The 23,814-nt window shown below is 63.2% G+C and carries 17 protein-coding genes; all 17 read right to left on the reverse strand.

What is annotated here, in order from left to right; genetic code table 11:
• Positions 1–2 precede the first annotated feature (2 nt).
• Complete coding sequence (locus ACWHYV_RS13175) at positions 3–1,136, reverse strand: ABC transporter permease (protein WP_447976952.1); 1,134 nt, start codon at positions 1,134–1,136, stop codon at positions 3–5.
• Positions 1,133–2,110 (reverse strand): ATP-binding cassette domain-containing protein, encoded by a 978-nt coding sequence (locus tag ACWHYV_RS13180; RefSeq protein ID WP_447976953.1) that lies wholly within the window; start codon positions 2,108–2,110, stop codon positions 1,133–1,135. Before ACWHYV_RS13180 ends, ACWHYV_RS13175 begins: the two co-directional genes overlap by 4 nt.
• Positions 2,100–3,056 carry an ATP-binding cassette domain-containing protein gene (locus ACWHYV_RS13185; RefSeq protein ID WP_447976954.1) on the reverse strand — a complete coding sequence of 319 codons (957 nt, stop codon included), beginning with the start codon at positions 3,054–3,056 and terminating at the stop codon, positions 2,100–2,102. Before ACWHYV_RS13185 ends, ACWHYV_RS13180 begins: the two co-directional genes overlap by 11 nt.
• Before the next feature lie 200 nt (positions 3,057–3,256).
• A complete protein-coding gene (locus ACWHYV_RS13190) occupies positions 3,257–4,546 on the reverse strand; it encodes an IS256 family transposase (RefSeq protein ID WP_447976757.1) in 1,290 nt (429 codons plus the stop codon).
• Positions 4,547–4,708: 162 nt separating this feature from the next.
• A complete protein-coding gene (locus tag ACWHYV_RS13195; protein ID WP_447976955.1) occupies positions 4,709–5,731 on the reverse strand; it encodes an HlyD family secretion protein in 1,023 nt (340 codons plus the stop codon).
• 162 nt (positions 5,732–5,893) lie between these two features.
• Positions 5,894–9,436: an efflux RND transporter permease subunit gene (locus tag ACWHYV_RS13200; RefSeq protein WP_447976956.1), complete on the reverse strand. Its 3,543-nt coding sequence runs from the start codon at positions 9,434–9,436 to the stop codon at positions 5,894–5,896.
• Positions 9,437–9,541: 105 nt separating this feature from the next.
• On the reverse strand, positions 9,542–10,477 hold the full coding sequence (locus tag ACWHYV_RS13205; protein ID WP_447976957.1) for an efflux RND transporter periplasmic adaptor subunit: 936 nt from the start codon (positions 10,475–10,477) through the stop codon (positions 9,542–9,544).
• Positions 10,478–10,648: 171 nt separating this feature from the next.
• The gene (locus tag ACWHYV_RS13210; protein WP_447976958.1) at positions 10,649–10,837 is read right to left on the reverse strand and encodes a YgaP family membrane protein; all 189 of its coding nucleotides are present in this window, start codon (positions 10,835–10,837) and stop codon (positions 10,649–10,651) included.
• Between the two features lie 322 nt (positions 10,838–11,159).
• Positions 11,160–11,771, reverse strand: coding sequence for a hypothetical protein (locus tag ACWHYV_RS13215; RefSeq protein ID WP_447976959.1), 612 nt, complete (start codon positions 11,769–11,771; stop codon positions 11,160–11,162).
• Positions 11,772–11,918: 147 nt separating this feature from the next.
• On the reverse strand, positions 11,919–12,431 hold the full coding sequence (locus ACWHYV_RS13220) for a hypothetical protein (RefSeq protein WP_447976960.1): 513 nt from the start codon (positions 12,429–12,431) through the stop codon (positions 11,919–11,921).
• Between the two features lies 1 nt (position 12,432).
• Positions 12,433–13,404: a formylglycine-generating enzyme family protein gene (locus ACWHYV_RS13225; protein ID WP_447976961.1), complete on the reverse strand. Its 972-nt coding sequence runs from the start codon at positions 13,402–13,404 to the stop codon at positions 12,433–12,435.
• Between the two features lie 158 nt (positions 13,405–13,562).
• Complete coding sequence (locus tag ACWHYV_RS13230; RefSeq protein WP_447976962.1) at positions 13,563–14,342, reverse strand: formylglycine-generating enzyme family protein; 780 nt, start codon at positions 14,340–14,342, stop codon at positions 13,563–13,565.
• 213 nt (positions 14,343–14,555) lie between these two features.
• Positions 14,556–15,479: a carboxypeptidase-like regulatory domain-containing protein gene (locus ACWHYV_RS13235; protein WP_447976963.1), complete on the reverse strand. Its 924-nt coding sequence runs from the start codon at positions 15,477–15,479 to the stop codon at positions 14,556–14,558.
• A gap of 274 nt (positions 15,480–15,753) precedes the next feature.
• Positions 15,754–20,670 (reverse strand): hypothetical protein, encoded by a 4,917-nt coding sequence (locus ACWHYV_RS13240; RefSeq protein ID WP_447976964.1) that lies wholly within the window; start codon positions 20,668–20,670, stop codon positions 15,754–15,756.
• Between the two features lie 654 nt (positions 20,671–21,324).
• A complete protein-coding gene (locus tag ACWHYV_RS13245; protein WP_447976965.1) occupies positions 21,325–21,762 on the reverse strand; it encodes a CBS domain-containing protein in 438 nt (145 codons plus the stop codon).
• 154 nt (positions 21,763–21,916) lie between these two features.
• Entirely contained in the window at positions 21,917–23,308 is a 1,392-nt protein-coding gene (locus ACWHYV_RS13250; RefSeq protein WP_447976966.1) for a sigma-54 interaction domain-containing protein, read from the reverse strand.
• A gap of 37 nt (positions 23,309–23,345) precedes the next feature.
• On the reverse strand, positions 23,346–23,747 hold the full coding sequence (locus ACWHYV_RS13255) for a response regulator (RefSeq protein ID WP_447976967.1): 402 nt from the start codon (positions 23,745–23,747) through the stop codon (positions 23,346–23,348).
• Between the last annotated feature and the right edge of the window lie 67 nt (positions 23,748–23,814).

The following is a 23,814-nucleotide window of genomic DNA, read 5'->3' on the forward strand; positions in this document are numbered from 1 at the left end:
GCTCACGCCATCTTTTTCTTGAAGACCAGATTCGCGGCCAGGAGCACGATCACGCCGAAGACCGCCAGGAGCCCCGCCTCCATCATCAGCAGCTCCAGCCCGATCCCCTTGAGATAGATCCCCTTCAACAGCGACACGAAATACCGGGCCGGCACGACATGGGTGAGCGCCTGGATCACGGCCGGCATGTTGCTGATGTCGTACATGAATCCGGAGAGCAGGAACGCCGGCAGGAACGTGACCACCATGGCGAGTTGGCTCGCCAACAACTGGGCTTTGGTGACGATGCTGATGAGCATGCCGAGTGCGAGGGCCCCGGCCAGAAACACGGCCGCCAGCCCGAAGAGCAGCGCGACGTTGCCGCGAAGCGGCACCTGGAAGACGAACTCGCCCATGAGGACGGCGACCAGGACGTCGAGCATGCCGATGCCGAAGTACGGCAACAGTTTCCCGAGGATCAGCTCAGGGACCTTCAACGGCGTTGAGATCACCTGCTCCATCGTGCCCGTTTCCCACTCCCGCGCCACCGTCAGCGAGGTGAGCATGGCCGCGATCACCATCATGATCACCGCGATCAGCCCGGGGATGATGTAGTTCTTCGACTCCATGTCGGCGTTGAACCAGACGCGCGGACGCAGATCGAGCGGAACCGCTATGGTCCGGCGGCTCGTGCGCGCGGCCTGCTCGATGGCCAGATCCTGGTTGTACGTCCGCGCGACCGTTTCCAGATAGCCCAGCACGATCGTCGCCGTGTTGGAGTCGCTGCCGTCCACGATGGCCTGGGCCCGGGCGACGCGCCCGGATTCGACGTCCATGGCGAAATCCGCCGGAACGACCAGGGCCACCAGGGCCTCGCCGGCGTCGATCGCCCGCTCGACCTCCGCATAGGTCTGGACGAACCGGCGGAGAGCAAAATAGGGCGACCCTTCCAAGCGACTGATGAAGTCGCGGCTGGCCTGCGTCCCGCTTTGATCCCAGACGACGAGCGGCACCTCGTCGACGTCCAGGGTCAGCGCGTAGCCGAACAGGATCAACAGCAGGATGGGGATGGCGATGCCCATGACCAGGCTGCGCCAGTCCCGCATGATATGGATCGCCTCTTTGCGGGCCACCGCCCGGATCCGCCGTGCGTTCACCCGGCGACCTCCGCTTGGGGCCGCTCCAGCCGGTCCCGTGCCTCGATCAACGAGACGAAGACATCCTCCAGCGACGGCACGATCCGCTCCGCCCGCGCCACCGCGAGGTTGTGCTCGACCAGCCGTTCCGTGATCGCCGGGATCACGCCCTCCACCGCGCGATCGACCACCACGTGCAGGCCTTTCCCGAACAAGGCCGCTTCCTTGACCCCCTTGACCGTCCCGAGGAGCGGCATGGCGTCCTGCGGCTGCTCGCAGAGCACGTCGATCACGTCGTCCTGCATGTACCGGGTCTTCAACTCGTCCGGTGTGCCCGAGGCGATCAACTCCCCCCGGTAGATCAGCCCCAACCGATCGCAGTACTCGGCTTCTTCCATGTAGTGCGTCGTGACGAACACGGTCACCCCCCGCCCGGCCAGCTCGTAGATCAGATCCCAGAAGCTCCGGCGGCTGATCGGATCCACCCCGGAGGTCGGCTCATCGAGGAAGATGATCGGCGGCTCGTGCAGGATGGCGCAGCCCAATGCCAGCCGCTGCTTCCAGCCTCCCGAGAGCACGGCCGTTCTGGAGGCGCGGTGCCGAGCCAGCCCGGCCATCCCGATGACCCATTCTTTCCGCTCCGCTTTCTTGCCCTCGGGAATCCGATAGATCCCGCTGTAGAAGTCGATGTTCTCCTCCACCGTGAGGTCTTCGTACAGGGAGAACTTCTGGCTCATGTACCCGATGTGCGACTTGATCCGTTCGGCCTCAGTGCGGATATCGAAGCCGGCCACGCGGCCGCTCCCGCCGCTCGGGGCGAGGAGCCCGCACAGCATCCGGATGGTCGTGGACTTGCCGGCCCCGTTCGGACCCAGAAATCCGAAGATCTCGCCGGGCTTGACTCGGAGACTGATGCGATTGACCGCGACGAACGACCCAAAGCGCTTTTCCAGGTCGTGGATCTCGACCGCATAGCCGTCAGGATCAGCGTGCATGGCTCGGTTCCTGCTCGCCGACGGCCTGTTCACGGGTCAGCACCGAGACGAAGACGTCCTCCAAAGACGGCTCGATCGGTCGCAGCCCGTGGAGCGTGAACCCCGCGTCCCGGAGCACCGCCGGCACCTCCCGAGCGGTCCGCGCCCGATCCATCGTCACCACATGGATGCGGTCCCCGAAGAGCCCGATGGACTCGGCCGCGACCCGCCGCTTGAGCACAGCGGCCGCCTCGCGAGCCCGAGGGACGCGGACTTCCAGGATGGTGCCCCGCATGAGGGCCTTGACCCGGTCCGGTGTGTCGCAGGCCAGCAGGCGGCCCCGGTGCAACAGCGCCACGCGGTGGCACCGTTCCGCCTCGTCCAGGTAGGCGGTGGAGACGAAGATGGTCACCCCCTCCTTGAGGAGCGCATAGAGAATCCGCCAAAAGTCACGGCGTGAGACCGGGTCCACCCCGTTCGTCGGCTCGTCCAGGAACAAGACCTTCGGGGTATGGATCAACGCGCAGGCCAGCCCCAGTTTCTGCTTCATGCCGCCGGACAAGCGGCCCGCTTGCCGCTTCTTGAACGGCGTGAGGTTGCTGAACGAGAGCAGCTCATGGATCTTCCGCTCGCGGCCTTTCGTGGGAACGCCGTACAGATCGGCGTAGAAATGGATGTTCTCTTCGACCGTGAGATCCGCATACAGCCCGAACCGCTGGCTCATGTAGCCGATGTCCTCCTTGACGGCCTCGGCCTCCCGCACCACGTGTTTGCCTCCGACCCAGGCCTCGCCGCCGGTCGGCTCCATCACCCCGGTCAGCAGGCGCATCGTGGTCGTCTTGCCGGCGCCGTCCGGTCCCACCAGGCCGAAGATTTCTCCAGACGCGACCGTGACGCTTAGGTGATCGAGGGCGACCACGTCGCCGAAACGCTTCGTGAGCCGTTCGATCGTGATGGCGTCAGGCATGTGGTGATGAATGCAGAATGATGAGCGATGAGTGATGAGTGGCAGTCAAGACACTCCCCAGAGAATGATGGGCGATGAATGATGAGTGATGAATGAAGCAATCAGTAGCGGGCACACCGAGCAAGGTTCTTTCCCACTACGCACCACTCATCATTCGCCCTATCACTGGAGATATTGTCAAATGTTGTGGATTGAGGTGATTAGGCGGCGACCTTTCCTGTGTTCTTCTCTGACTGTTCTTCCTCTCGCTCGACTTGCTGCCCATCCTTGAACACACGCCCCGCCCGGACCAACGGCAGCAGCTCATGGGCATCGAGCCGGCGCCACGATTGCTGCGCCGCCTCCAGCAGCTTGAACGCCATTGTCAGGCCCGCGGTCCGCGAGCCAGCCCCCTTGGTGACACGCGTCCGGAGCTTCACCGTAGCGAACGTCGATTCAATCGGGTTGGTCGTCCGAATATGTTTCCAGTGGGCCGCCGGGAACTCGAAATGGGTCAGGAGCCGAGCGACATCGGTGGTCAGGGAGTTCACGGCTTTCGGATACTTCGCCGCATAATCCTGGGCGAACCGGTCGATCGCCTGCTCGCAGGCGGCCCGGGTGTCCGCATACATCATGTCGTGCAAGGCGCGCTTGGCCTGGGGCTGCAGCCGGGTGGGGAGCTTGTCCAACACATTGGCGATGCGATGGACCCAGCACCGCTGCTCCCGTGTCTCGGGCCAGACCTCGCGCACGGCGGCCCAGAACCCCAGTGCCCCGTCCCCGATGGCCAACGCGGGGGCCCGCATCCCCCGGCGTTTGAGGTCTCGCAGCACGGTGAGCCAACTCTCGGTGCTCTCGCGATAGCCGTCCTCGATCGCGATCACCTCTTTCGTCCCATCGGGGCGGACGCCCACCACGACTAAGGCCGCCAAGCGATCATCTTCCAGCCGAATGGTGAAATGCACCCCGTCTACCCAGATATAGATGAAGTCGCGATCCGCCAGGGGGCGCTCACGCCACTGGTCATAGTCGGTCCGCCAGGTCGCCGTCAGGCGTGTGATCGCGCTGGGCGAGAGCCCCGCCGCATCGGCGCCGAGCAGCACCGGAAGCGCCTCCCGGAAATCCCCGGTGGAGAGCCCATGGAGATAGAGCAGCGGCAGGACCGCGCTGACCTGCGGCGAGCGACGCAGGTACGGCGGGAGAATCGCACTGGTGAACTTTTGTCGGGTCCCATGCAGCACGCGTTGATCATTCACCCGCGGCGCTCGAATCGTGACCGTCCCCGCGCCCACCGTCACGCGCCGAGGCTGGGCCTGCCCATTGCGGACCACCAACGCATGGCCGCGGCTGTCGCGCGCCTCGTGGTGCTGCCGCCGGTATTCCTCCACTTCGACTTCCAACGCCGCCAGGATCATGCGGCGGGCGCCCTCGCGGGCCAAGGCATCCAGCGCCGTGGCCACCTCCGGCTCCTGCTCTTGTGCTCCCGTGGTCGTTCGGACTATCGTCATCATCGGCGTGCCTTTCCCCGGCCTGCCAGCCGGTGTGTGGGTTCGTGTTCACCCGGAAAGGTACGCCACCTCTCTCACCCCGTTCCACAACTTCCGACTATAGCTCCTATCACTGCAGGGGGGTCCCCTACTCATCACTCATCATTCATCAGTCATCACTCTTCCTCAATTACTGCCTTCTGCCTCCGCGAGGACGATCTCCGCATCGGCCGGCATCCCCGGCTTCAGATCCATGTTGGGATTGTCGACGGTGATCTTGACTCGATAGACGAGCTTCACCCGCTCCTTCTCGGTCTGAACGCTTTTCGGCGTGAATTCGGCCTGGGACGCGATGAAGGTGAGGCGCCCGTGGTAGATCCGTCCCGGATAGGAATCCATCCTGACCTGAGCCGCCTGCCCCACCTTCACGCGCCCGAGGTCGGTTTCGTTGATATAGGCGCGCAACCAGATGTGCTCGAGATCCCCCACCGTGACGATCGGCGTTCCGGCCGCGACGTACTCACCGGGCTCGATATGGTGAGAGAGCACGAGACCGTCGAGGGGCGACGTGAGCGCGGCATAACCCAACCGGGTCTCGGCAAGCGCCAACGCCTCCTTGGCCTGTTGGAGTTGCGCGCGCGCCCGTTCGATTCGTTCTTTGCGGGGGCCCTTCGTGACGAGCCGCTGCTGCTCGAGCGCCTCCCGATACCGCGCCTCGGCCATCTCCACCGCCGTTCGGGCCGCGTCGAAGTCCTGCACGGAAATACTGTCCTTCTCATAGAGCGTCTTCACGCGCGCAAGGTCCGCCCGCAGGCGGTCGAGATCGGCTTTGGCCCGTCGGGTGACGGCTTCGGCCTGCGCGATTTCCTCGGGTCTCGATCCGGCCTCCAATTCCGCCAGCGCCGCTCCCGCCGCTTGGACTTCGGCCTTCCGCAGGGCGACCTCCTGGGCCAACTCACCCGTGTCGAGCCGCGCGACGACCTGGCCTTGCCGCACCGCCTCGCCCTCGGAAACCAGACGTTCCGCGACGCGCCCGGGAATCTTGAAACTCACTTCGGCGTCCGTGATCTCCATATTGCCTGAGACGCGCACGACCTCGGGCTCGGCCGGGGGGCGCGCATGGAGGTACAAGAGCGCCGCCGTCGTGAGCACACCCACGACGACCACGAGCATGGTGAGGCGCGTCAGAAGGCGGGGTTTGCTCGGCATGATCCTACCAGTGATGAATGCAGAATGATGATCGGTAGTGATGAGCGATGAATGATGAGTGATGAATAGGGGAAGGCCCGGCAGAGGAGGCATTCCTCGGGTCTGTCCTCAATTATTCATCACTCATCATTCTCTAGGCATCTGTCCCCAATTCATCATTCATCACTCAACATTCATCACTTTCTGCACAGTGCTCTCTTCCGTCCGTAACTCATCACTCATCACTCGACACTCATCACTCTCTTCCGGCGGTCGCGGGCGGGTTCGTTCGCCGACGAGCGTGTAATACAGCACCGGGATCACGACGAGCGTCAGCAGCGTGGCCGCGCCGACCCCGAACAGCAGCGACACCGCCAATCCTTGAAAGATCGGGTCGAGGATGATCACGAACGCCCCGACCATGAGGGCGGCCGCCGTCAGGAGGATCGGCCGGGTTCGAATCGCTCCCGCGCGAATGACGGCTTCACGGAGCGCCATGCCGTCCTGCTGCTGCAATTGGATGAAATCGACGAGCAGAATCGAGTTGCGGACGATGATGCCGGCCAAGGCGATGAACCCGATCATCGACGTCGCCGTGAAATACGACCCCGTGAGCCAATGGCCGGGCAGGATTCCGATCAACGTGAGCGGGATCGGCGCCATGATGATGACCGGCGTGAGGAAGGATTGGAACTGGGCCACGATCAAGAGATAAATCAAGACCATGGCGACGGCAAAGGCGATACCCATGTCCCGAAACGTCTCATAGGTGATCTGCCACTCGCCGTCCCATTTCAGTGATAACGTTTCCTCGGACCATGGTTGGGCGGCGTAGTATTGCTCCATCGTATAGCCCTCCGGCAGCCGATACGCGTCGAGTTGCTTGCCCACACCGAGCAGGCCGTACACCGGGCTTTCCGCCTTCTCGGCTCCCGGCCCACCAACGTCGGCCACGACGTAGACCACCGGCTTTTGGTTCTTGTGGTAGATCGACTTCTCTTGCGTGGTCTTCTCGACCCGCAACAATTCGGAAAGCGGCACCGGGCCCGAGGGCGACGGCATCGCGAGCTCGCCGAAATGCTCGAGGTTCGTTCGCTCTGCGATCGGCAACCGAAGGACGATCTGCACCGGGCTCTTCTCCTCCGGGACGTGCACGAGCCCGACCTTGGCGCCTTCCACGGCCATCTGAAGCGTCTTGACGATGTGATCGGATGAGAGACCGGCCAACGCCGCTTTTGTACGGTCGACCGTGAACACGTACTTCACCTGATCGGCTTCGATGGAGTCGTCCACGTCCACGACGCCCGGTGTGGATTCGAAGAGGGCTCGGACGTCCTTCGCCACCTCCATCTGCCGTTGGTAGTTCGGACCATAAATCTCGGCGACCAACACGGACTGGACCGGCGGCCCCGGCGGGACCTCTACGACTTTGACGTTCGCGCCGTATTCCTTTGCGATGCGTTGAATCTCGGGCCGCAGCCGCTGCGCAATTTCGTGGCTTTGGGCGGAACGCCGATGTTTGGGCAGCAGATTGATCTGAATGTCGGCTTCATGCGGCTGATTGCGGAGATAGTAATGTCGGACCAGGCCGTTGAAGTTGAACGGCGACGCCGTGCCGACGTACGCTTGATAGTGCTCCACCTCCGGCACCGTCCTCACGTACCGCGTGAGGGCCTGGGCCACCCGTGCGGTCTCCTCCAATGTCGTGCCTTCCGGCAGATCGATCACGAGCTCTAGCTCGCTCTTATTGTCGAACGGCAGCATCTTGACCACGACGTGTCGGGTATAGAACAAGACCATGGAGCCGACGAGCAGCAGCGCTACGACGCCGAGGAAGGCATACGCGATCAGCGGATGCGAGAGCAGCGGTGAGAGGACCCGCTGGTAGAAACGATACGCCGCGCGCTCATCAAGTGTTGAGTGCTGAGTGCTGAGTGCTGAGGCGCCCGGCGTCACGAATAAGTGACGCCACGTCTGGGCGCGCCGGCGAGATGGTGAGCCGGCCGTGTCTTCCGGAGCGGCGCCCTGGTCTGGCCGCTCCCGATAACATTGTTGGCAGAACCACGGAATCACCACGAACGCGACCACGAGCGAGAAGAACATGGCGATCGAGGCGTTCACCGGGATCGGCCGCATGTAGGGACCCATCAGGCCGGAGACGAACGCCATCGGCAAGAGCGCGGCAATGACGGTCAGCGTCGCCAAGATCGTCGGATTGCCGACTTCATCGACCGCGTAGATGGAGGCCTCCCGATGGGGGCGAATCCGGAGGAGGAGATGCCGATAGGTGTTCTCGACGACGACGATCGCGTCATCGACGAGAATGCCGATCGAGAAAATCAGTGCGAACAGCGTCACGCGGTTGATCGTGTAGCCGATCAGCATCGAGGTGAAGAGCGTGAGTGCGAGCGTGAGCGGGATGGCAACGGACACCACGAACGCGGGGCGGAGCCCCAGGGCCACGCTGAGGAAGACGACGACCGCCACAACGGCGATCAACAGATGCCAGAGCAGTTCGTTCGCCTTCTCGTTCGCGGTCTCCCCATAATCACGCGTCACGGCCACATGGACGTCCGAAGGAATCAGAACACCCTTCAACTCATGAACCTTGTCGAGGACCTGACGGGCGATCATGACGGCATTGGTGCCGGCCTGCTTGGCCACCGCAATGGTCACGGCGGGAGACTCCGTTAGTCCTGAGTGCTGAGTGCTGAGTGCTGAGTCCGGAATGCTCGGTCCTGAGTGCTGAGTGCGGAGCCTGGAGTCCGGAGTGCTGAGTGCTGAGGCGCCCGGCGTCACGAATAAGTGACGCCACGCTTGGGCGCGCCGGCGAGATGGTGAGCCGGCCGTGTCTTCCGGAGTGCTGAGTTCCGCACGTTGCACGGACGGTCCTTGCCCGAACCAGACGTAATGGCTCGTTTCGGCCGGGCCGTCGATGACATCGGCCACTTGGCGCAAGTAGATGGGGCGCTGATCCCGGACCCCGACGACCAGCGACTCCAAGTCTTCCTTGGATCGGATGAATCGACCGGTCTCCACCAGGTAGCTCTGATTGCGGCTTTCAAAGCGCCCCGCCGGCAGCGCGAGGTTTTCATGTCGAATCACACCCGCCACCTGAAGCGGCGTGACGCCGTAGGCCTTCATCCGTGCCGGGTCGATCTGAACCCGCAGCTCGCGCTCGCGGCCGCCGACAATAAAGCCACCGGAGGTGCCGGGTATCTTTTTCGCCTCTTCCAAGACCTGCTCGGCAAGCTGGCGGATCTGAAACTCGCTGTATCGATCGCTCGACAGCGTCAAGGTGACGATCGGGACGTCATTGATATCGCGCGGCTTGACGAGAAACGGCAGGGTCCCCGGCGGGAAGAGGTCTTGATTCGACATGAGCTTGTCGTAGAGATCGACCAGGCTCTGCTCCATCGGCTGCCCGACGTAGAATCGCACGATGAGCAAAGCGCCGCCCGGCCGTGAAATGGAATACAAGTATTCGACCGTCTTGATCTCGGAGAGCTTGCGCTCGATCGGCCGGGTGAGTTGCTCTTCGACAACCTTGGCGGAGGCGCCGGGAAACGGCAGCCAGACGTCGGCCATCGGGACGACGATCTGCGGCTCTTCTTCGCGTGGGGTGAGAAGCACCGCGAACAGCCCGAGCAGAAGCGCCGCCAGCATGATCAACGGCGTCAATTTGCTGGTGATGAATTGAGCGGCAATGCGGCCGGCGAGTCTCATGGTTGGTCGTGCATCGTTCATCGTTGTTCGTGAATCGGCGGAAGGCCCGTGAATCGGTATCCCTTCTTCATACATCGTCGGGGCTTCACGATTAACGATCCACGATCAACGTGTAACGGGTGCCGGCGCCGCGACCGCCTCCATCGTTTCCACCGAGGCGCCGTCAAGCCCTTTCGCCGCCTGGAGGAGCACGTTTTCTCCGGCATTGGCCCCCGCCAGCACTTCGACTTGGTTGTCGAACCGCCGCCCCACCTTCACCCAGCGCAGCCGAGCGATGTGGTCCTCCCCAACTGCGAACACACCGGTTAACGGACCCCGCTCCATGACGGCAGACGCGGGCACAACCAACGTCTCACTGCTGCCCTTGACGAGCAGCAGACGCCCGAACATGCCGCTTTTCAAACCGGGCGCCTTCGGCACATCGACCTTGACCAAAAACGTGTGGGTCTGCGGATCGCCGGCCGGAATGATCTGGGCCACTGTTCCACTCAGTGCGCTGCCGCCCAACGCATCAATGACGACGGGAATCCGATCCCCGTGCGATACCGCTTTCAAGTCGCTCTCGGCGACCGTGGCTTCGATCCGAAGGCGATTCGGATCTTCTAGCCGCAGCAGCGGGCGACCCGGCGTCGTCAATTCCCCGATCTCGGCCTTTTTTTCCGTCACGACGCCGTTGAACGGCGCCTTGATGACCGTATACCTCAGTTGCGCCGCCGCGGACCGACGCTCCGCCTCGGCGACCTTGTACGCACGCGTCGCATCGTCCAAGTCCTGCTTCGAGGCCGATTCCCGTCGAAACAGCTCTTGAATCCTGGCGAGATGGGCACGCCGGTTCTCAACGTCGGCCTCCGCTCTGGCCACATTGGCCCGCAAGTCGCGACTGTCGAGCACGACCAAGACTTGATCCTTCGAAACCTCCGCCCCTTCTCGAACACGGATTTCTTCGATTGTGCCCTGGACTTTGCTGGACAGCGTCGCGTGGGAGACCGCCGTGACTTGACCGGTCACCTCGACCGTGATCGGCATTGTTGCCAAGGTCACCGGAGTCACAGCCGCCTGAATCGTCGCAGGCGACGCAGCCGGTAGAACGGCAGGGGGTGTCTCTTCGCCGCGACTACAACCGGCCAGCGACAGTACGATGAGGATGCTCAAGAACCTCAAGACTCTCCTTGTTAATACAGCTATCAGCCATCAGCAATCAGCAATCAGCTGTTATTCCTCCACCCCGAGCTTTCGCAAGAGCGCCATCATCGGACACCAACCGGTAAACCCTGACTGGATCAGGTTGACCGCAACGAACGCCGCAACATAGTTCCAGTACGGATGCACGGTGGCTCCAAGAAACACCGCGACGAGCACGAAGACACCTGCAATGACACGTAACCATGCCTCGAGCTTCATGGTTGTCCTCCATTATGTCTAGACCCAGAGAGACAAGAAAGCCGAAAAAGATTCATCGGCTAAAGCAAGGACGGTACTAAGAGCCTGTCCGCATCATGCTGCGTGGCGAGATGCGAGATGAAGGAGGCGTGGGCAGATGCGAGGCCGTAGGTGTGAAGAAAGAGGGATGGCGTGAAAGCCAAGCGAAGGGACTCATCCGTCTTCGAGAAGCTCTGCGGGGTCGTCGGCTATTTCACCCGCCTGCCCCGGCGCGCCGGGACGCGCCTTTTCCCGAGCGCGCGCTTGGCCCTCGCCTCCGAGCGAGGGCCAAGCCACAGAATCCTCAAAACCCGATGCCGAGGTAGGCGCCGACGGTGCCGTAGTTGTTCACGGTATTGGTCTGGTTGGAGGCCAGGTGGTAGCGTCCGTCCACGCCCAGCTTCAACTCCTTCCATACCCGATACTCGGCGCCGGCGCCGAACTGAACCCCGATATCCAGGTAGGTCGTCTGGTTCGAGGGCGGGCTGATGACGTGAAAATCGAGTCCCACGGGGATGATCCACGGCTGGAAGTCGGAACCCTGCATGAACTTGATCTTCGGAGCGATGTCGACCGTCAGCATGGTGATCTGAGTTTTGGCCGGGCCCGTGAGCGCCAGGGCGCTCGCGGGGCTCGTGACCCGTTCCGAGCTAAACCGCTTGAACTCCACGCCGATTTCGCCCAGCGCGGCGATCTTGTCTATCATACCCCAGAGGTTCTTGGACAGCATGAGGTCCAAGCCGCCGCCGACATAGTAGCCGGAGCTGCCGTCGTTGAGCCCCGAGGCCCCGCCGACATCCGTGAAGACTTCACCTCCCCGATTGCTCGTCAGCCCGGCCCAGCCTCCTCGGAAGAAGACGAGGTTGCCGGTCTTTTCCGGTTCGCCATTCGCCGAAGCGAACGCCGGTGGAATCATGCTACCCGCAACCAAGACGATGAGAGCCAACCAGAGTCTGGCAGTGCCGAGGCCTTGTCCATGACACATCATACCCCTCCACAAAGAGATGAAGAGTGAATTGCTCCAGGCATTCGCCTGTGGACCGGCCTTGGTCGTCGTCTGCGCTCACAGAGGTGTCTCGTCTCTCGCGACGGTCAGGTTCGGGCACCATTCGACCTCCGCCTGTACGGCGATCGCTTCCAGTTGCGCCGCCAGCGGCGGGCTGCCTCGTTCATGGACAATGCTCAAACAGCGCGTGCAGATGAACTGGCAGGGGGACAGGCATGTTCGGTTCGGGCATCCGGCGGCGTCGCTGCACTGGGCCGATTTCTGGGCGCAATACGTCCGCGCATCCGGCTCGTCCAAGCTGTCACGGTAGCAAATCAGCGCGCTCCAGAACCGCGTCGGGCTGACGACGCGCCTGGCATTGATGCTGATCCAGACATCGGGGACCGGCACGACCTCGGCGATCAGACGAACGGCGAGATCGAGGTCTTCCGGGAGGCGGTCGAACGTCGCGACCAGCGCGCGCTGGTCGCCCTCCCCCTCCAGCCGGGCATTGGGCGCCAGCCTGGCGACGCATGCGGCGTCCGGATAGGTTTGGCAGGACTGCTCCGGTATCCGGACGACGAGCCGCATCTCACTCAGGCTGCCTTCGAGACACCTGCGCGCCGGAGGGCTGGGCCTCGGCGGGCAGGTCCTTGGCACAGCGGAATCCCAACCAGTTGATCTTCGTGTCGGGATCGGCCCCGTTCCTCATCGCCGCGCGCATGGTGGTCGTGCTGTCCATCCATCCGCCGCCGCGAAAGGCCCGTTGCGTCCCGGTTGCCGGCCCCTTGGGATTTCGCTCCGGCGCCACGCTGTAGTAGTCCTTGTCGTACCAATCCGCAACCCACTCCGCGACGTTCCCGATCATCTGATGCACGCCGTACGGGCTCACGGCGTTCTCGTACTTGTCCACCGCGATGATCGGCGGGTAGAGCATCAGACGCTCGGGACGATCCCGCACCGGACCCGAGAGGCCGGTCCGGCCGAAGTTGGCGCGGGTCAGCCCGGCCGGTTGGTTGCCCCAGGGATTGACGCGGCCGTCCTCCCCGCGCGCCGCTTTCTCCCACTCCGCCTCGGTCGGCAAGCGCTTGCCGGCCCACCGGCAATAGGCGTCGGCGTCGTACCAGGAGACGTGCATGACCGGATGATGGGCCATGGACTCCTGGAAGTTGCCGCCGTCATAGCGCCAATCAACCAAGGGCGGCCGATCGGTGGCGAGCACGAACTTCAGGTACTGGAGCGCGCTCACCTCGTATTTGTCGATTTCGAACGCGTCCAAGTAGACCGAGCGTTGAGGGAACTCGGTGACGTAGGCGTTGCGATCGACCCGCTTCGAGCTGCCCATCAGGAAGGGCCCTGCGGGTACGAGCACCATGGCGTCCTTGGCCGGCATCTGGGCGCGCTCCATCGCCAGCTTCTTCCCCTCCGGCGTCCACTGGGCGGTGATCACATCCGCCACATCGAGGCCCCATGCGGCCGTCGCCATGGCCACCGCCGCCGCTCCAATGAGCAGAATGTCGATCATTCGATTGAGGGATCTCCACGCTCTGTTCGGTTCGCCCATCGTGGCCTCCTTCTTCAAGAAGCGATGAATGCAGAGTGATGAGTGATGAATGATGAATGGAGGAGCAGCCGCGCTCGTCGCCTCACGCTAAGATCTCTTACTCCATCACTCATTGCTCTACATTCATCTCCTTACTCCGTGTCCCCTATCATCATTCATCACTCTGCACGAGTTGATACCGCGCATCGAAATCCGATCAAATACGAACGGTGATCGACGGTCCGCGCCCCGCGGCCGGCCGACCGGGCGACTTCCGGGTCCTCGTTCCACGAGCCGCCGCGGAAGACCTTGAGCTCGCCGACCGGCGGCCCGTCGGGGTTGTAGCTCGTGCCGTACTGGTAGTACTCGGGATCGAACCAGTCCGAGACCCATTCGGCGACGTTCCCGGCCATCTGGTATACGCCGTACACGCTGCGCCCGCGGTCGTACCGATCGACGTTCGCGAGCGGCGGATACTTGAGCCCGCGCTTGGACCCCGGATGGGCGATATTGCTGCGTCCCCACCCGGCCGGTTGATTGCCCCAGGGAAAGATCCGCGCGTCCGTCCCGCGTGCAGCCTTTTCCCATTCCGCTTCGGTCGGAAGTCGCTTGCCGACCCATCGACAGTAGGCGTCCGCCTCTGCCCAACTCACCCCGATCACGGGATGCAGGGCCGTCTTTTCGGGGAACGGTGCCTCCTTCCAATAGGGCGGCCACGCCGCCCCGGTGGCGAGGACGTACCGGAGATACTGGACGTTCGTGACCTCATAGCGGTCGATCGTGAACTCATCCAGGTACACCCAGCGCTGCGGCGTCTCCTGCGGGCCGGCGTCGACGTCGATGCGCGGGTCGCTCCCCATCACGAACCAGCCCGCCGGAACCGTCGCCACGCCCTCCGGCCCCGGCAACGCCGCCAGCCGCTCCGCCTCGAACTGCGGCGACCACGGCGCGCGGACCACTCGCTCGTGGTCGGCAAAAGCGAGCGATGTGCAAAAAGTGAGCACACAAGCAAGTACAAGTTCTAGTCTCAAAGGGTCCGCTCTACGGAAGAGACTGCTCAAAATGGTCCTGCAGCGAGGCCGCAGGGCGGTCGGCGACCGAGGCGTAGCCTTGCGCTACGTCGCAGGGAGACGACCGACTGAGAACGAAGCGGCAGGCCATTTTCAGCAGTCTCAATAACTCTGCTTTTCCAGCGTCGGCACGATCTGCACACTCCCCATGATCCCCAGCCCAAATCGAGGATTGTCCACCGCCTCGTTCGCATAGAGCCGGCCGGTGGGGGCTTCGAGCGTGACGTTCAGGGTGGCGCGGCCGTTCGGCTCGATCGTCACCATCTGTTCCCGTTCGCCGATCCGGGGATGCCACACGGTGACCGTATAGGTGCCGGGTGGAATCTCGCCGATCTCGAAACGGCCGGATTCGTCCGTCACCGCGAAGTAGGGGTTCTCCACGGCCAACCCCCAGCTTTCCATGTACGCATGGAACCCGCACTGCATGACGAAGCCGCGCCGGCCTTTCGTCATCTTCACGGTCTGTCGCACCGGCTCGCCCGGCAAGTGCTTGTGATATTGGGCAGCCTGACTCATCTCGCGGGGATGCAGCGGGTTCATCGGCAACGGGACGTTGAACAGGACACGCGGGCCCAATTCCGACGTCTCATAGGCTTGAATGTCGTGCATGACCGGGTCCATGTTCACGACCTCGACCGGCATCCGGTCGCGAACCACGGTGATGAACGGCTTGAACATGCAATCGATCGCCTCGATCCGCGGCGTCTGAAACGTGAACGGCTTGCCTTTCTCCACGCTCTCGATCAGGACCACCACCCCCTGAAAGGCCTGCTGCGCGCCAACTTGAAAGGACTGCAGCAACCGCCAGCCCTTGCCGTCGGAAATCCGGCCGCAATACACGGGATCGGGAAACGTGACCAGGTTGTACCCCTTGGGCTTCGGGACCGCGCCGGTCAACGTAATCGTGCCGGTCAGCGCGCCGCCATCCGTGACCGTCGTTTCCTCATACGCGTGAACCGGCTCGCTTATCGCGGCGATCGCCAGCAGCCCGACCATCAGTATCCGCCACATTCGCTTCGTATCCATCCCCCGGCCTCCTCTGTTCGCGTATCAGCACGTGAGTAACTGAGTAATTGAGTAAGTAAGTAATGAAGGAATCAACCAATCACTCGGTCGCTCAATCGCTCATGGACCATCGACTGCCCATATGACAGCGAGGCAGCGCCGCTTTCCAAGCCGACGCTGCCTCTTCTTTCACGATCCCTCTTCTTCTCTCTCTGTGCCCTATCGATCGGCGCCCGGGTGGAAAGGATGGGCACGGAGGTGTTGCCGCCCACCCTTCCTCACCCCAAGGCCTCCCTTACTTCAGCGCCGTCGGCCGCGCTTTCACTTCCGGCTGCGGCTGACCTTCCGCGCGCTTCCCACCGACCCCGTCTTGCGACAGCGGGAGGATCCGCTGATCGCCGGCCGGCAGCACTCGGAAGTAGCCCCACTGCCCGGACTGCGTGTAGGGCAGCCGCTGGTTCGACCAGAGGAAGTCACCCACCTGACGGAACGGACCGCCCGCTCCGCCGCGGAGGAAGACGTCCAAGGTTTCCGAACCCGCGTACTCCACGACGCTGATCATGTCGGCACCCGGCATGTATGGTTCGATCGGCCACTCGTGGCCTTCGACCGAGAACATGCCGTTCTGCTCGCTGTTCGCCCCGATCACATGGATCCGGACCGGATCACCCGCGTGCGCCTCGATGGTCGGCGTCACGGGATCTTCGGGCTTGTCCACCGCGCACGGCTGGAAGATCTTGCCGAGCGAGCAGCCCTGCTCTTCACGGAACTTGTACGGTTCCGCGCGGTAGTTCACGGCGGTGAGCCCGGCGACGTTCTGCACATAGGGCATGAACGCCGTCCCGATGATGTTGTCCTCATCCTGGAAGAAGAGGGCGACGTCCCGGTAGTTCACCTTGCCCGCGTTCTCCGGCAGGCTGCGATCGATGATCACGTCCGCACGCCAGGCATTCTTCTGCGACAGGTCTTCGCCGGTCACCGGATCGCGATACAGCGACCCGCGAGGTCCGACGATGACCGCGCCGAACAAGCCGTTGCGCGGATTCGTCACGATGTTGCCGCCGTCCCACACCAACGACGTCGTCTCCTTGTTCTCAGGGTGCGCGTAGTAGGTGTAGGTCCGCGCTTCACCCGAGGCGATGGTCTGGTCGCCGGGATTGTTCCCGACGTTCAGGCCCAGACTGTCCTTCGGATCGAAGGCCAAGCCCGGCGCGAAGAACGACGCCCGGCTGTCCTTCATCTTGTTCTTGAGGTTGACCTTGACGCAGTCGCCGAGGTTGACGCGGAGCGTGAGCGGGTTCGGCATCACGCTTCCGGCCACCTTGGTCACTTCATCCTCGAGCGCGAAGATCTTGCCTTCCGGCACGCGCATTTCGATCTTGCGCTCGAAGTCCACCTCGATCGCGTCCGGGGCCTTCGGATTCAGGTTCAACGGGCGGTCCAACGCCACTACGTTGAACGTCTTCACCGGGGCATCGGCCGGACACACGGACTTCGACACCGCCGGGATTTCCTCGGACTTCGTTCCCGACGGCAGCGGCTTCAGATCCGCCACCGGCTTGTCCAACACGCGGAAGATGCCCCATCCCCCTTCGGCGAAGTGGGAGCTTCGGCCGTTGAAGTGGATGTAGTCTCCCGGCATGCCTTGGAAGCCGCCCGCCTTGGTGACCAGGTCATACCGCTCGGCGATCCCGACGTGGATCGAGTTCTTCCGATTGGCGTCCCCGGCATACCGCTCGGTGAGGAAGGTATGGCCGGCGATGGTCCAGACGTGCGACTCGTTCATGAGCTGATGCAGCAGGCGGAACACCACGGTGTCCCCGACGTACGCGCGGAGGAGCGGCGTATCGGGATCTCCGTGGATCGCGCTGCTGAACAGCTTGGAGGTATCCGGATTGTTGGCCAGACGCTGGGCAAAGGGCTCGGCGCGGAAATTCAAGCCGCTCCCCGTCGTATGCGTCCCGCCGTTGATGTACTTGTTCGGCGCCGCCAAGATCTTCTCCGGCATCGCGAACGACACCGTCTTCCCGGCCTCGAGCGCCACTTCGATGGGCTGTCCGGGCGGATTCCCCGCCTCCACCGTGTTCACGGTATGGGGCACCGTGTCGTGGATGGACACCATCAATTCACGGAAGCTGCCGTTCACGCCGTATCCGATCGGTTCCGTCGTATGGATGTCGGCGATCGGGCCGCTGTAGACCGTCTTGCCGGTCTTCGGATCGTGGTAGGTCGAGCCGTAGGGCTCGATGATCACGCTGCCGAACCCGCCGTGCGGCCAGGTGGTGGCGCCGAAGGCGTGGTCGTGCCAGAAGACCGTCCCGAGATCCGAATCGACCCACCACCGGTACCGCACGAACTCGACCGTGGCGATGTCGTTCTTCGGGTGATCGTACTTCAAGGGCTGAGAGAAGGTGATCGTATTGCCCTTGATCTCCTTGATCCGCGCCACCTCCGAGCAGGAGACGTCGCGCTTGATGGCGCTGGAGTCATCCTTGCTCGGCTGCAGGCAATCCGCGCCGACGAGGAGCTCCGTGTTGAGGTGGAACTGCGCCGCGTTCTTCACCGTGATGGACTTGGCGCCCTTCTTGGCCGCCTCGGTCAACACCGTGTTCATCGGCGCCGGCAAGCCGTGCTTGCCCTTCTTCTCCAGCATCGTGAACGGCCGCATGGACTGCTCGTAGGAGAGCCCGCTGATGACGCCGTCCGACGCCTGGTTGTCGAACTGCATGAAGTGGGGATGGATGTTGATCTTTGACGACTGGAAGTTGGTGTAGTCGTCGTCATCCCACTCGCTGGTCAGGAGCACGTCCACGCAGTCATACACGTTCGCCCGGATGACCGCGGGATACTTGAGATCGTCATTGGCCCGGATCGCCCGCTCTTCCTCGTGGATGACGTAGATCAAGCCATCCTTGTCGGTGATCGCGGGCTCCTTCCCCTGCGGCTTCGACAGGGTGATCGGCAGCCGAATGAAGTGCAGGTTGTAGAACTTGCGGTTGGCGTTCTCCGGACAGAGGCTCCAACGCCCCTGCTCGCCGGGTTGCGCCGGTTCCGCCGTCCGCTCGCCGTTCGCATCCTGGTGGATCTGCTCCAGCCACGGTGCGCCGTTGTGGTTCGGCGGGAACATGATGCGCTTGCCGAAGTGCGGCTTCACGAGCGGGAAGGAGACTTTTCCGGTCTTCGGCTCGAAGAGAATCGCCGGCCGGGTGCTGTCGTCCCACTTGGCGGCCGCCGGGTACTTCGGATTCTGGGCGGTGCTTTCACGCTCGCCCAGCGCCCGATTCCCGTCCCATTTCCAGTCCCACACGGTGGCGTCGTAGGCCAGGATCTGGCCGCGCTCATCGTCCTTGTGACCGGGCTTGCCCATGGTCGGCACCTGCATCTCGACCCAGTCCTTGATGGTGACGATGCCCGCTTTCCAATCGGTCTTCTGGTTCTTGTCCACGATCTTGAAGGTCTTCCCGAACCAATCGACGGTCTTCCCGACCAGTTGATCGGACGTCACGCCGACCTTCATCCGGCCCGCCCGATCCGGCAGCTCCCGGAGATCCGGCATCGTGTCGGTGTGAGACTGGCCGACCTGCAGCGTGTTGTACGTGCGGCCGTAGCCCCACATGCCGGCCACGTAGTGGTGCGCGACGTGGCAGTGGAACAGGAAGTCGCCCGCCAACTGCTGGCAGAGCCCCGATCCGCACTCGTTCTCCAGATCGAGGGCTTCCGACGGTCCGATCACTTCGACGTCCACGCGGTCCGTCTTCGTGCGGACGACCGGATATTTCACCGGGCCGTCCTTCGCCGTCGCCCACAGCTCCTGATCCACGGCGCGCGGGCTGCGCGGCCAGCGGATCGATCCGCCGTGGGGGTGGTGGGAATGGAACACTTCGGAGCCGCCGTGTACGATCCGCCACTTGACGGGATCGCCCAGGTAGGCGCGCGGGATCGTCGTCGGCGGATCGCCGAACGTATAGGCGCTGTAGGCCAACGACTCATCCTCGAACCCGAAGTATTCGTGCTGCAGGTGCATCTCGTCGATCCCGAACGGCTCGCTGCGATAGTTCAACGCCCGGCCGCCCGGACGGTAGGCATCGGTCAGCGGATCGCGCTGCGGAAGGAAGTCGCCCTTCTTGTTCAAGGGCCGGAAGGCTTCGTCACCGATCTCGTGATAGAAGATCACGTGCTCGCGGAAGTCGGGTCCCGACCCGTTGTCGATCATGACCTGCCATCCGCTCTTGGCCTCCGTCGCCGCGCCGGTTCCCAGCGGCTCCAAGTACTTGGACCCTTTGGGCTCGACGACGAACGCGCCGAACAACCCGAGCACCGTCAGCTCACGGTCGTTGCTGTATGAGTGGAACTGCCGCACCCCCTCCTGGATGCCGGGATGCAGGTACCACTCCAATTCGACGCTCTTCCCCGGCTCGACGATCGAATCGGGGTTGGTGGTCGTCGCCGCCTTGCCGCTCGCGCTCACGACCATGCTGGAGGCCTGGATGTGCAGGCTGCCCGCCTCATCCTGCATCCGATTGCGGAGCGTGATCTTGATGCAATCGCCCTGATTGCCGCGGATGACCAGGGGCTGGATCATGTCGCCCTGCAACCCCGTGCTCACCGCGCCTGGATCCCACTCCTTCTCGCGCGCCGCCTTGTTCTTCGCCTCCTCGGCTCGAACCTTGTCGATGTGCTCCGTCAAGACGTACATGTACCCGGGGTAGTAGTCCTGCCACCGGTTCAAGGTGATCTCGACGTTGATCATCGACACGTCGTAGTGCTTCGTCGGCACGGCGGCCGGGCACTTGCCGCCCGAGAGCGACACCGGCTCGGCCTTGTTGTCGGACATGAGCAGGAAGCTCGACCCGTCCTGTCCCATGTATTGGTGCATCATCGACATGCCGTTGTAGCCGCCCGATGTCCATTGGGATTGCGCCTGGCTCGACATCTGCTGCTCCATCTGGCGCATGAGCCGATGGTGCTGAAGCTCGACTTGTTCGGAGCGGCCGGCCCGTCCCTCCAGGGCCTCTTCCACCACCGTCTGTCCCTTCAATGCCTGAGTCCAACCCGGCATCGAGGTCGGCGTGGCATGCCCCTGGTGGGACTGATCGCCGGGCCCCGCCGCCAGAACCGGCCAGGCAGCCAGGCTGCCCGCCAGCACCGCGGCTTGCAGACCCCTGGCCACGGGCGTGGCCACGCGTCTGTCTTGTGAACGCCTACTACTCATCAGATGGCCTCCTTTCTGTGAACCAATGATGAATGATGAGTGATGAACGATGAACTGAATGAAGTTCAGTTCCTCGATCCTCTGAGTGTCGTGACGGCCTCGAAGAATTGCATGTCGTTGACGAGTGGCGGACGCTGAATGTGCCTTTCATTCATCACTCACCGTTCATCACTCATCACTTCCTCTTGAGGAAGGGGCCGGTGAAGGGCGTTCCCTTCTTTCGTCGGGCGGGTCATACGGAGGCCGGTCCTATGTACCCAACCCTTCACCGGCTTGCAGTGGACTCCGCAACATGCGTGCCGCCGGGGATCATCAACCGTGGAACGAGGAAAAGCGGCAGCACGACGGCCACTTCTGGTGTCTTGAGGCGGAAGAGCGCATCATGCGGGGACAGGCAAAGTTCCACAGGGTTGGACAGCAGCGGTGGAGACCTGGCAAGAGGATCTGAGAAATCAGGCCCTTAGCGCTGTCTAACAACTTAGACAGCCGAGATCGGAACTGTGGCGGGAGGGGGCAGGCTTCTCACGAGCGGAAAGCAACGACAAGAAGGTGATGCACGTGAGGTGATGAAGCAGGCTCAGGCGAAGGGTGGCCGAGAAGACGCGCGGGCTCGCACCCTGGAGCGCGAGCCCGCGGGGGAGTCGCGTCGTGCGGTTAGCTGTGACCGAACGCCTCCATGTCGGAGCCAAAGCCGATCGTGGCCCGGAGCAGATCGTGGCGTGTGACCGAATAGCTCACCTGGCCCTCTCGTTGGACCGGCAGGTTCAAGAGATGACAGGCGTCCATGATATCGATGGCCTCCGAGATGGTCGTGTGCTCGCTGACGGAGATCGGGCAACGCGTCATGATGTCTTCGGCCCGGAGCTTGCGCAGGTCGCACCCGCCTCTCGCCGCACGGAGTAGATCGATCTCGCTGATGAACCCGACGATGCGTCCTTGGGCATCCACCACCGGCGCTCCCGTCGTCCGCTCCCGAACCAATTCGGTGGCGATATCGGCTGCCTCCTGATCAGAGCGGAACCGGACGCCGTTCGTCGGGGTGATTTGTCCGACCGTTTTCAACCCTTCTGCTGGAACTCCTGGCATTCCCATGGTGCCTCCTGTTGACGTATCGACAGACCCGTCCTTTGTTCTTCTTGTAAAAGGCGCGGCCGCGGCCGGCAATCGGCTCCTGATTCGTATGCTGTAGTCCGAGACCGAACGCACCGGTCAGAAGAAGGTCAAGGGGAGCGGGCACCAACGGGAGCTAGAAGCTGCTCGGTTCGATGCCGTAGGCTTTGAGCTTGTTATAGAGGCTGGCGCGGCTGATGTTCAGTAAGCGGGCCGCCTTGACGCGGTTCCCGTCTGCATGGCGCAAGGCTTCGAGGATGCGAGCCCGCTCGGCCGACCGCACGGCCTGTCTGGTGATGCTCGGGAGGTCGGTTTCGGCGACGTCCGAGACCGAGGCGCCGAAAAAATCGGCCGCCGTCAGGCGCGGCTCGGTGGAGGTCACGATGGCCCGCTCGACGACATGCTGCAGTTGGCGGATATTGCCCGGCCAGGGGGCTTCCATCAAGCGATGGAGCGCCTCGTCCGTCACCTCCTTGAGCGGCCGACGATGGCGGATGCAGGCGGACTCGACGAAGTGTCGAACCAGCAACGGAATATCATCCGCCCGTTCCCGCAGCGCCGGCAAGGCGATGGGGAGGACGGCCAGCCGATAATAGAGATCTTCGCGAAAGGCGCGGGCCTTCACCAGGTCGAAGAGATCCTTGTTGGTCGCCGAAATGACTCGGACATCCACCTTGACCGACCGCGTGCTGCCGACCGGCTTCACCTCCCCCTCCTGAAGCACGCGCAACAGCTTGGCTTGGAACTGCGGGGAGGTGTCGGCAATCTCATCGAGGAAGAGCGTGCCGCCGTTCGCCGCTTCGAACAGGCCTTCCTTGCCGGCGATCGCCCCGGTGAACGCACCTTTGACGTGGCCGAACAGCTCGCTTTCCAGCAGCGTCTCCGGCAGCGCCCCGCAATCGACGACGATGAAGGGCCGGTCACGTCGCGGGCTCAAGCGGTGCACGGTCTTGGCCACCAACTCCTTGCCGGTCCCGCTCTCGCCCTGCACGAGCACGGTCGCCTGACTGTCGGCGACGAGGCGAAGCATCTCGAACAGCCGCCGCATGGCAACGCTGCGCCCGATGAGCTCCCCCAGCCGGTCGCTTCCGACCTGATCGGCCGTCGCCGCGGATCCGGGTGCGCCATTCCGAGGCAGAGACAAGGGCTTCAGCAACACGAGGACCGATTGCGTCCGGCCTTCGCTGGCTTGCAGCGGCAGCGCTTGATGAATCCCGCAGGCTCTCGCCTCCTCATCGGATGAAGCCGACCGGATGGTCTCGGTTTGGAAGACCTCCGTCGCCGGGCAGGTGCGGCACGCTTCGGGGTCGCTTGAAAACGTCTCATAGCATTTCGGCTCTCCATCACCCGCCCGGTGAGGCGCCGATTTCCAGACCGCCTGGTTCGCGTACAGAATCGTCAGGTCCGGACCCAAGACCATGACGTGTTCCGAGATCTGTGCGGCGAGCAGCTGCAGGGCTTCGATCCGTGCGGCAAGGATCGGGTCCTTGATCGACCTGGGAGGAGGGACTGATGGAGATCCGGCCATCTCTCTCATCTCGACTCTCTGTGCGACGACGGGCGGCTCAGGCATGGGCCGCGCCGGGGGGCCCGTCACGTCCTGCCAAGATATGGCGGATGGCGCTCTTGAGCTCGGAGATCCGCACCGGCTTGTCGAAGTACGCCGACACCCCCTGCCGAAGGGCCTCGGCCTTCGTGATTGCGTCGCCGAACGCGGTCATGAGGATGATCGGGGAAGACGGCGACAAGGTCCGAAGTCGAGCGACGTAATCCAGCCCGCCGGCCGGCATCCGGAGGTCGGTGAGGATCAGATCGGGCGTGAGGTCGTCCAATCGTTGCAGCGCTTCGTCGCCATCGGCCGCTTCGACGATCCGATATCCCATGTCCCACAGCTCATCGCACAGCAGACTGCGCATCGCGTGATCATCCTCCACCACGAGCAATACGAGAGCGGGATTGGGTGTCACGATACTCCTCTTGTCGGTCTGGGAAGTTTCCATATATTCCATAGATCGTTACCTAAGATCGTTGCCT

The organism is Candidatus Nitrospira bockiana, from assembly GCF_965152565.1.

What these genes read in the sequence shown, in the direction of transcription:
- ACWHYV_RS13180 (WP_447976953.1), bottom strand. Translation starts at nt 2,110, where the DNA reads ATGCACGCTGATCCTGACGGCTATGCGGTCGAGATCCACGACCTGGAA.
- ACWHYV_RS13185 (WP_447976954.1), bottom strand. Translation starts at nt 3,056, where the DNA reads ATGCCTGACGCCATCACGATCGAACGGCTCACGAAGCGTTTCGGCGAC.
- ACWHYV_RS13190 (WP_447976757.1), bottom strand. Translation starts at nt 4,546, where the DNA reads ATGATGACGATAGTCCGAACGACCACGGGAGCACAAGAGCAGGAGCCG.
- ACWHYV_RS13195 (WP_447976955.1), bottom strand. Translation starts at nt 5,731, where the DNA reads ATGCCGAGCAAACCCCGCCTTCTGACGCGCCTCACCATGCTCGTGGTC.
- ACWHYV_RS13200 (WP_447976956.1), bottom strand. Translation starts at nt 9,436, where the DNA reads ATGAGACTCGCCGGCCGCATTGCCGCTCAATTCATCACCAGCAAATTG.
- ACWHYV_RS13210 (WP_447976958.1), bottom strand. Translation starts at nt 10,837, where the DNA reads ATGAAGCTCGAGGCATGGTTACGTGTCATTGCAGGTGTCTTCGTGCTC.
- ACWHYV_RS13215 (WP_447976959.1), bottom strand. Translation starts at nt 11,771, where the DNA reads ATGATTCCACCGGCGTTCGCTTCGGCGAATGGCGAACCGGAAAAGACC.
- ACWHYV_RS13220 (WP_447976960.1), bottom strand. Translation starts at nt 12,431, where the DNA reads ATGCGGCTCGTCGTCCGGATACCGGAGCAGTCCTGCCAAACCTATCCG.
- ACWHYV_RS13225 (WP_447976961.1), bottom strand. Translation starts at nt 13,404, where the DNA reads ATGGGCGAACCGAACAGAGCGTGGAGATCCCTCAATCGAATGATCGAC.
- ACWHYV_RS13235 (WP_447976963.1), bottom strand. Translation starts at nt 15,479, where the DNA reads ATGGATACGAAGCGAATGTGGCGGATACTGATGGTCGGGCTGCTGGCG.
- ACWHYV_RS13240 (WP_447976964.1), bottom strand. Translation starts at nt 20,670, where the DNA reads ATGAGTAGTAGGCGTTCACAAGACAGACGCGTGGCCACGCCCGTGGCC.
- ACWHYV_RS13245 (WP_447976965.1), bottom strand. Translation starts at nt 21,762, where the DNA reads ATGGGAATGCCAGGAGTTCCAGCAGAAGGGTTGAAAACGGTCGGACAA.
- ACWHYV_RS13250 (WP_447976966.1), bottom strand. Translation starts at nt 23,308, where the DNA reads ATGGCCGGATCTCCATCAGTCCCTCCTCCCAGGTCGATCAAGGACCCG.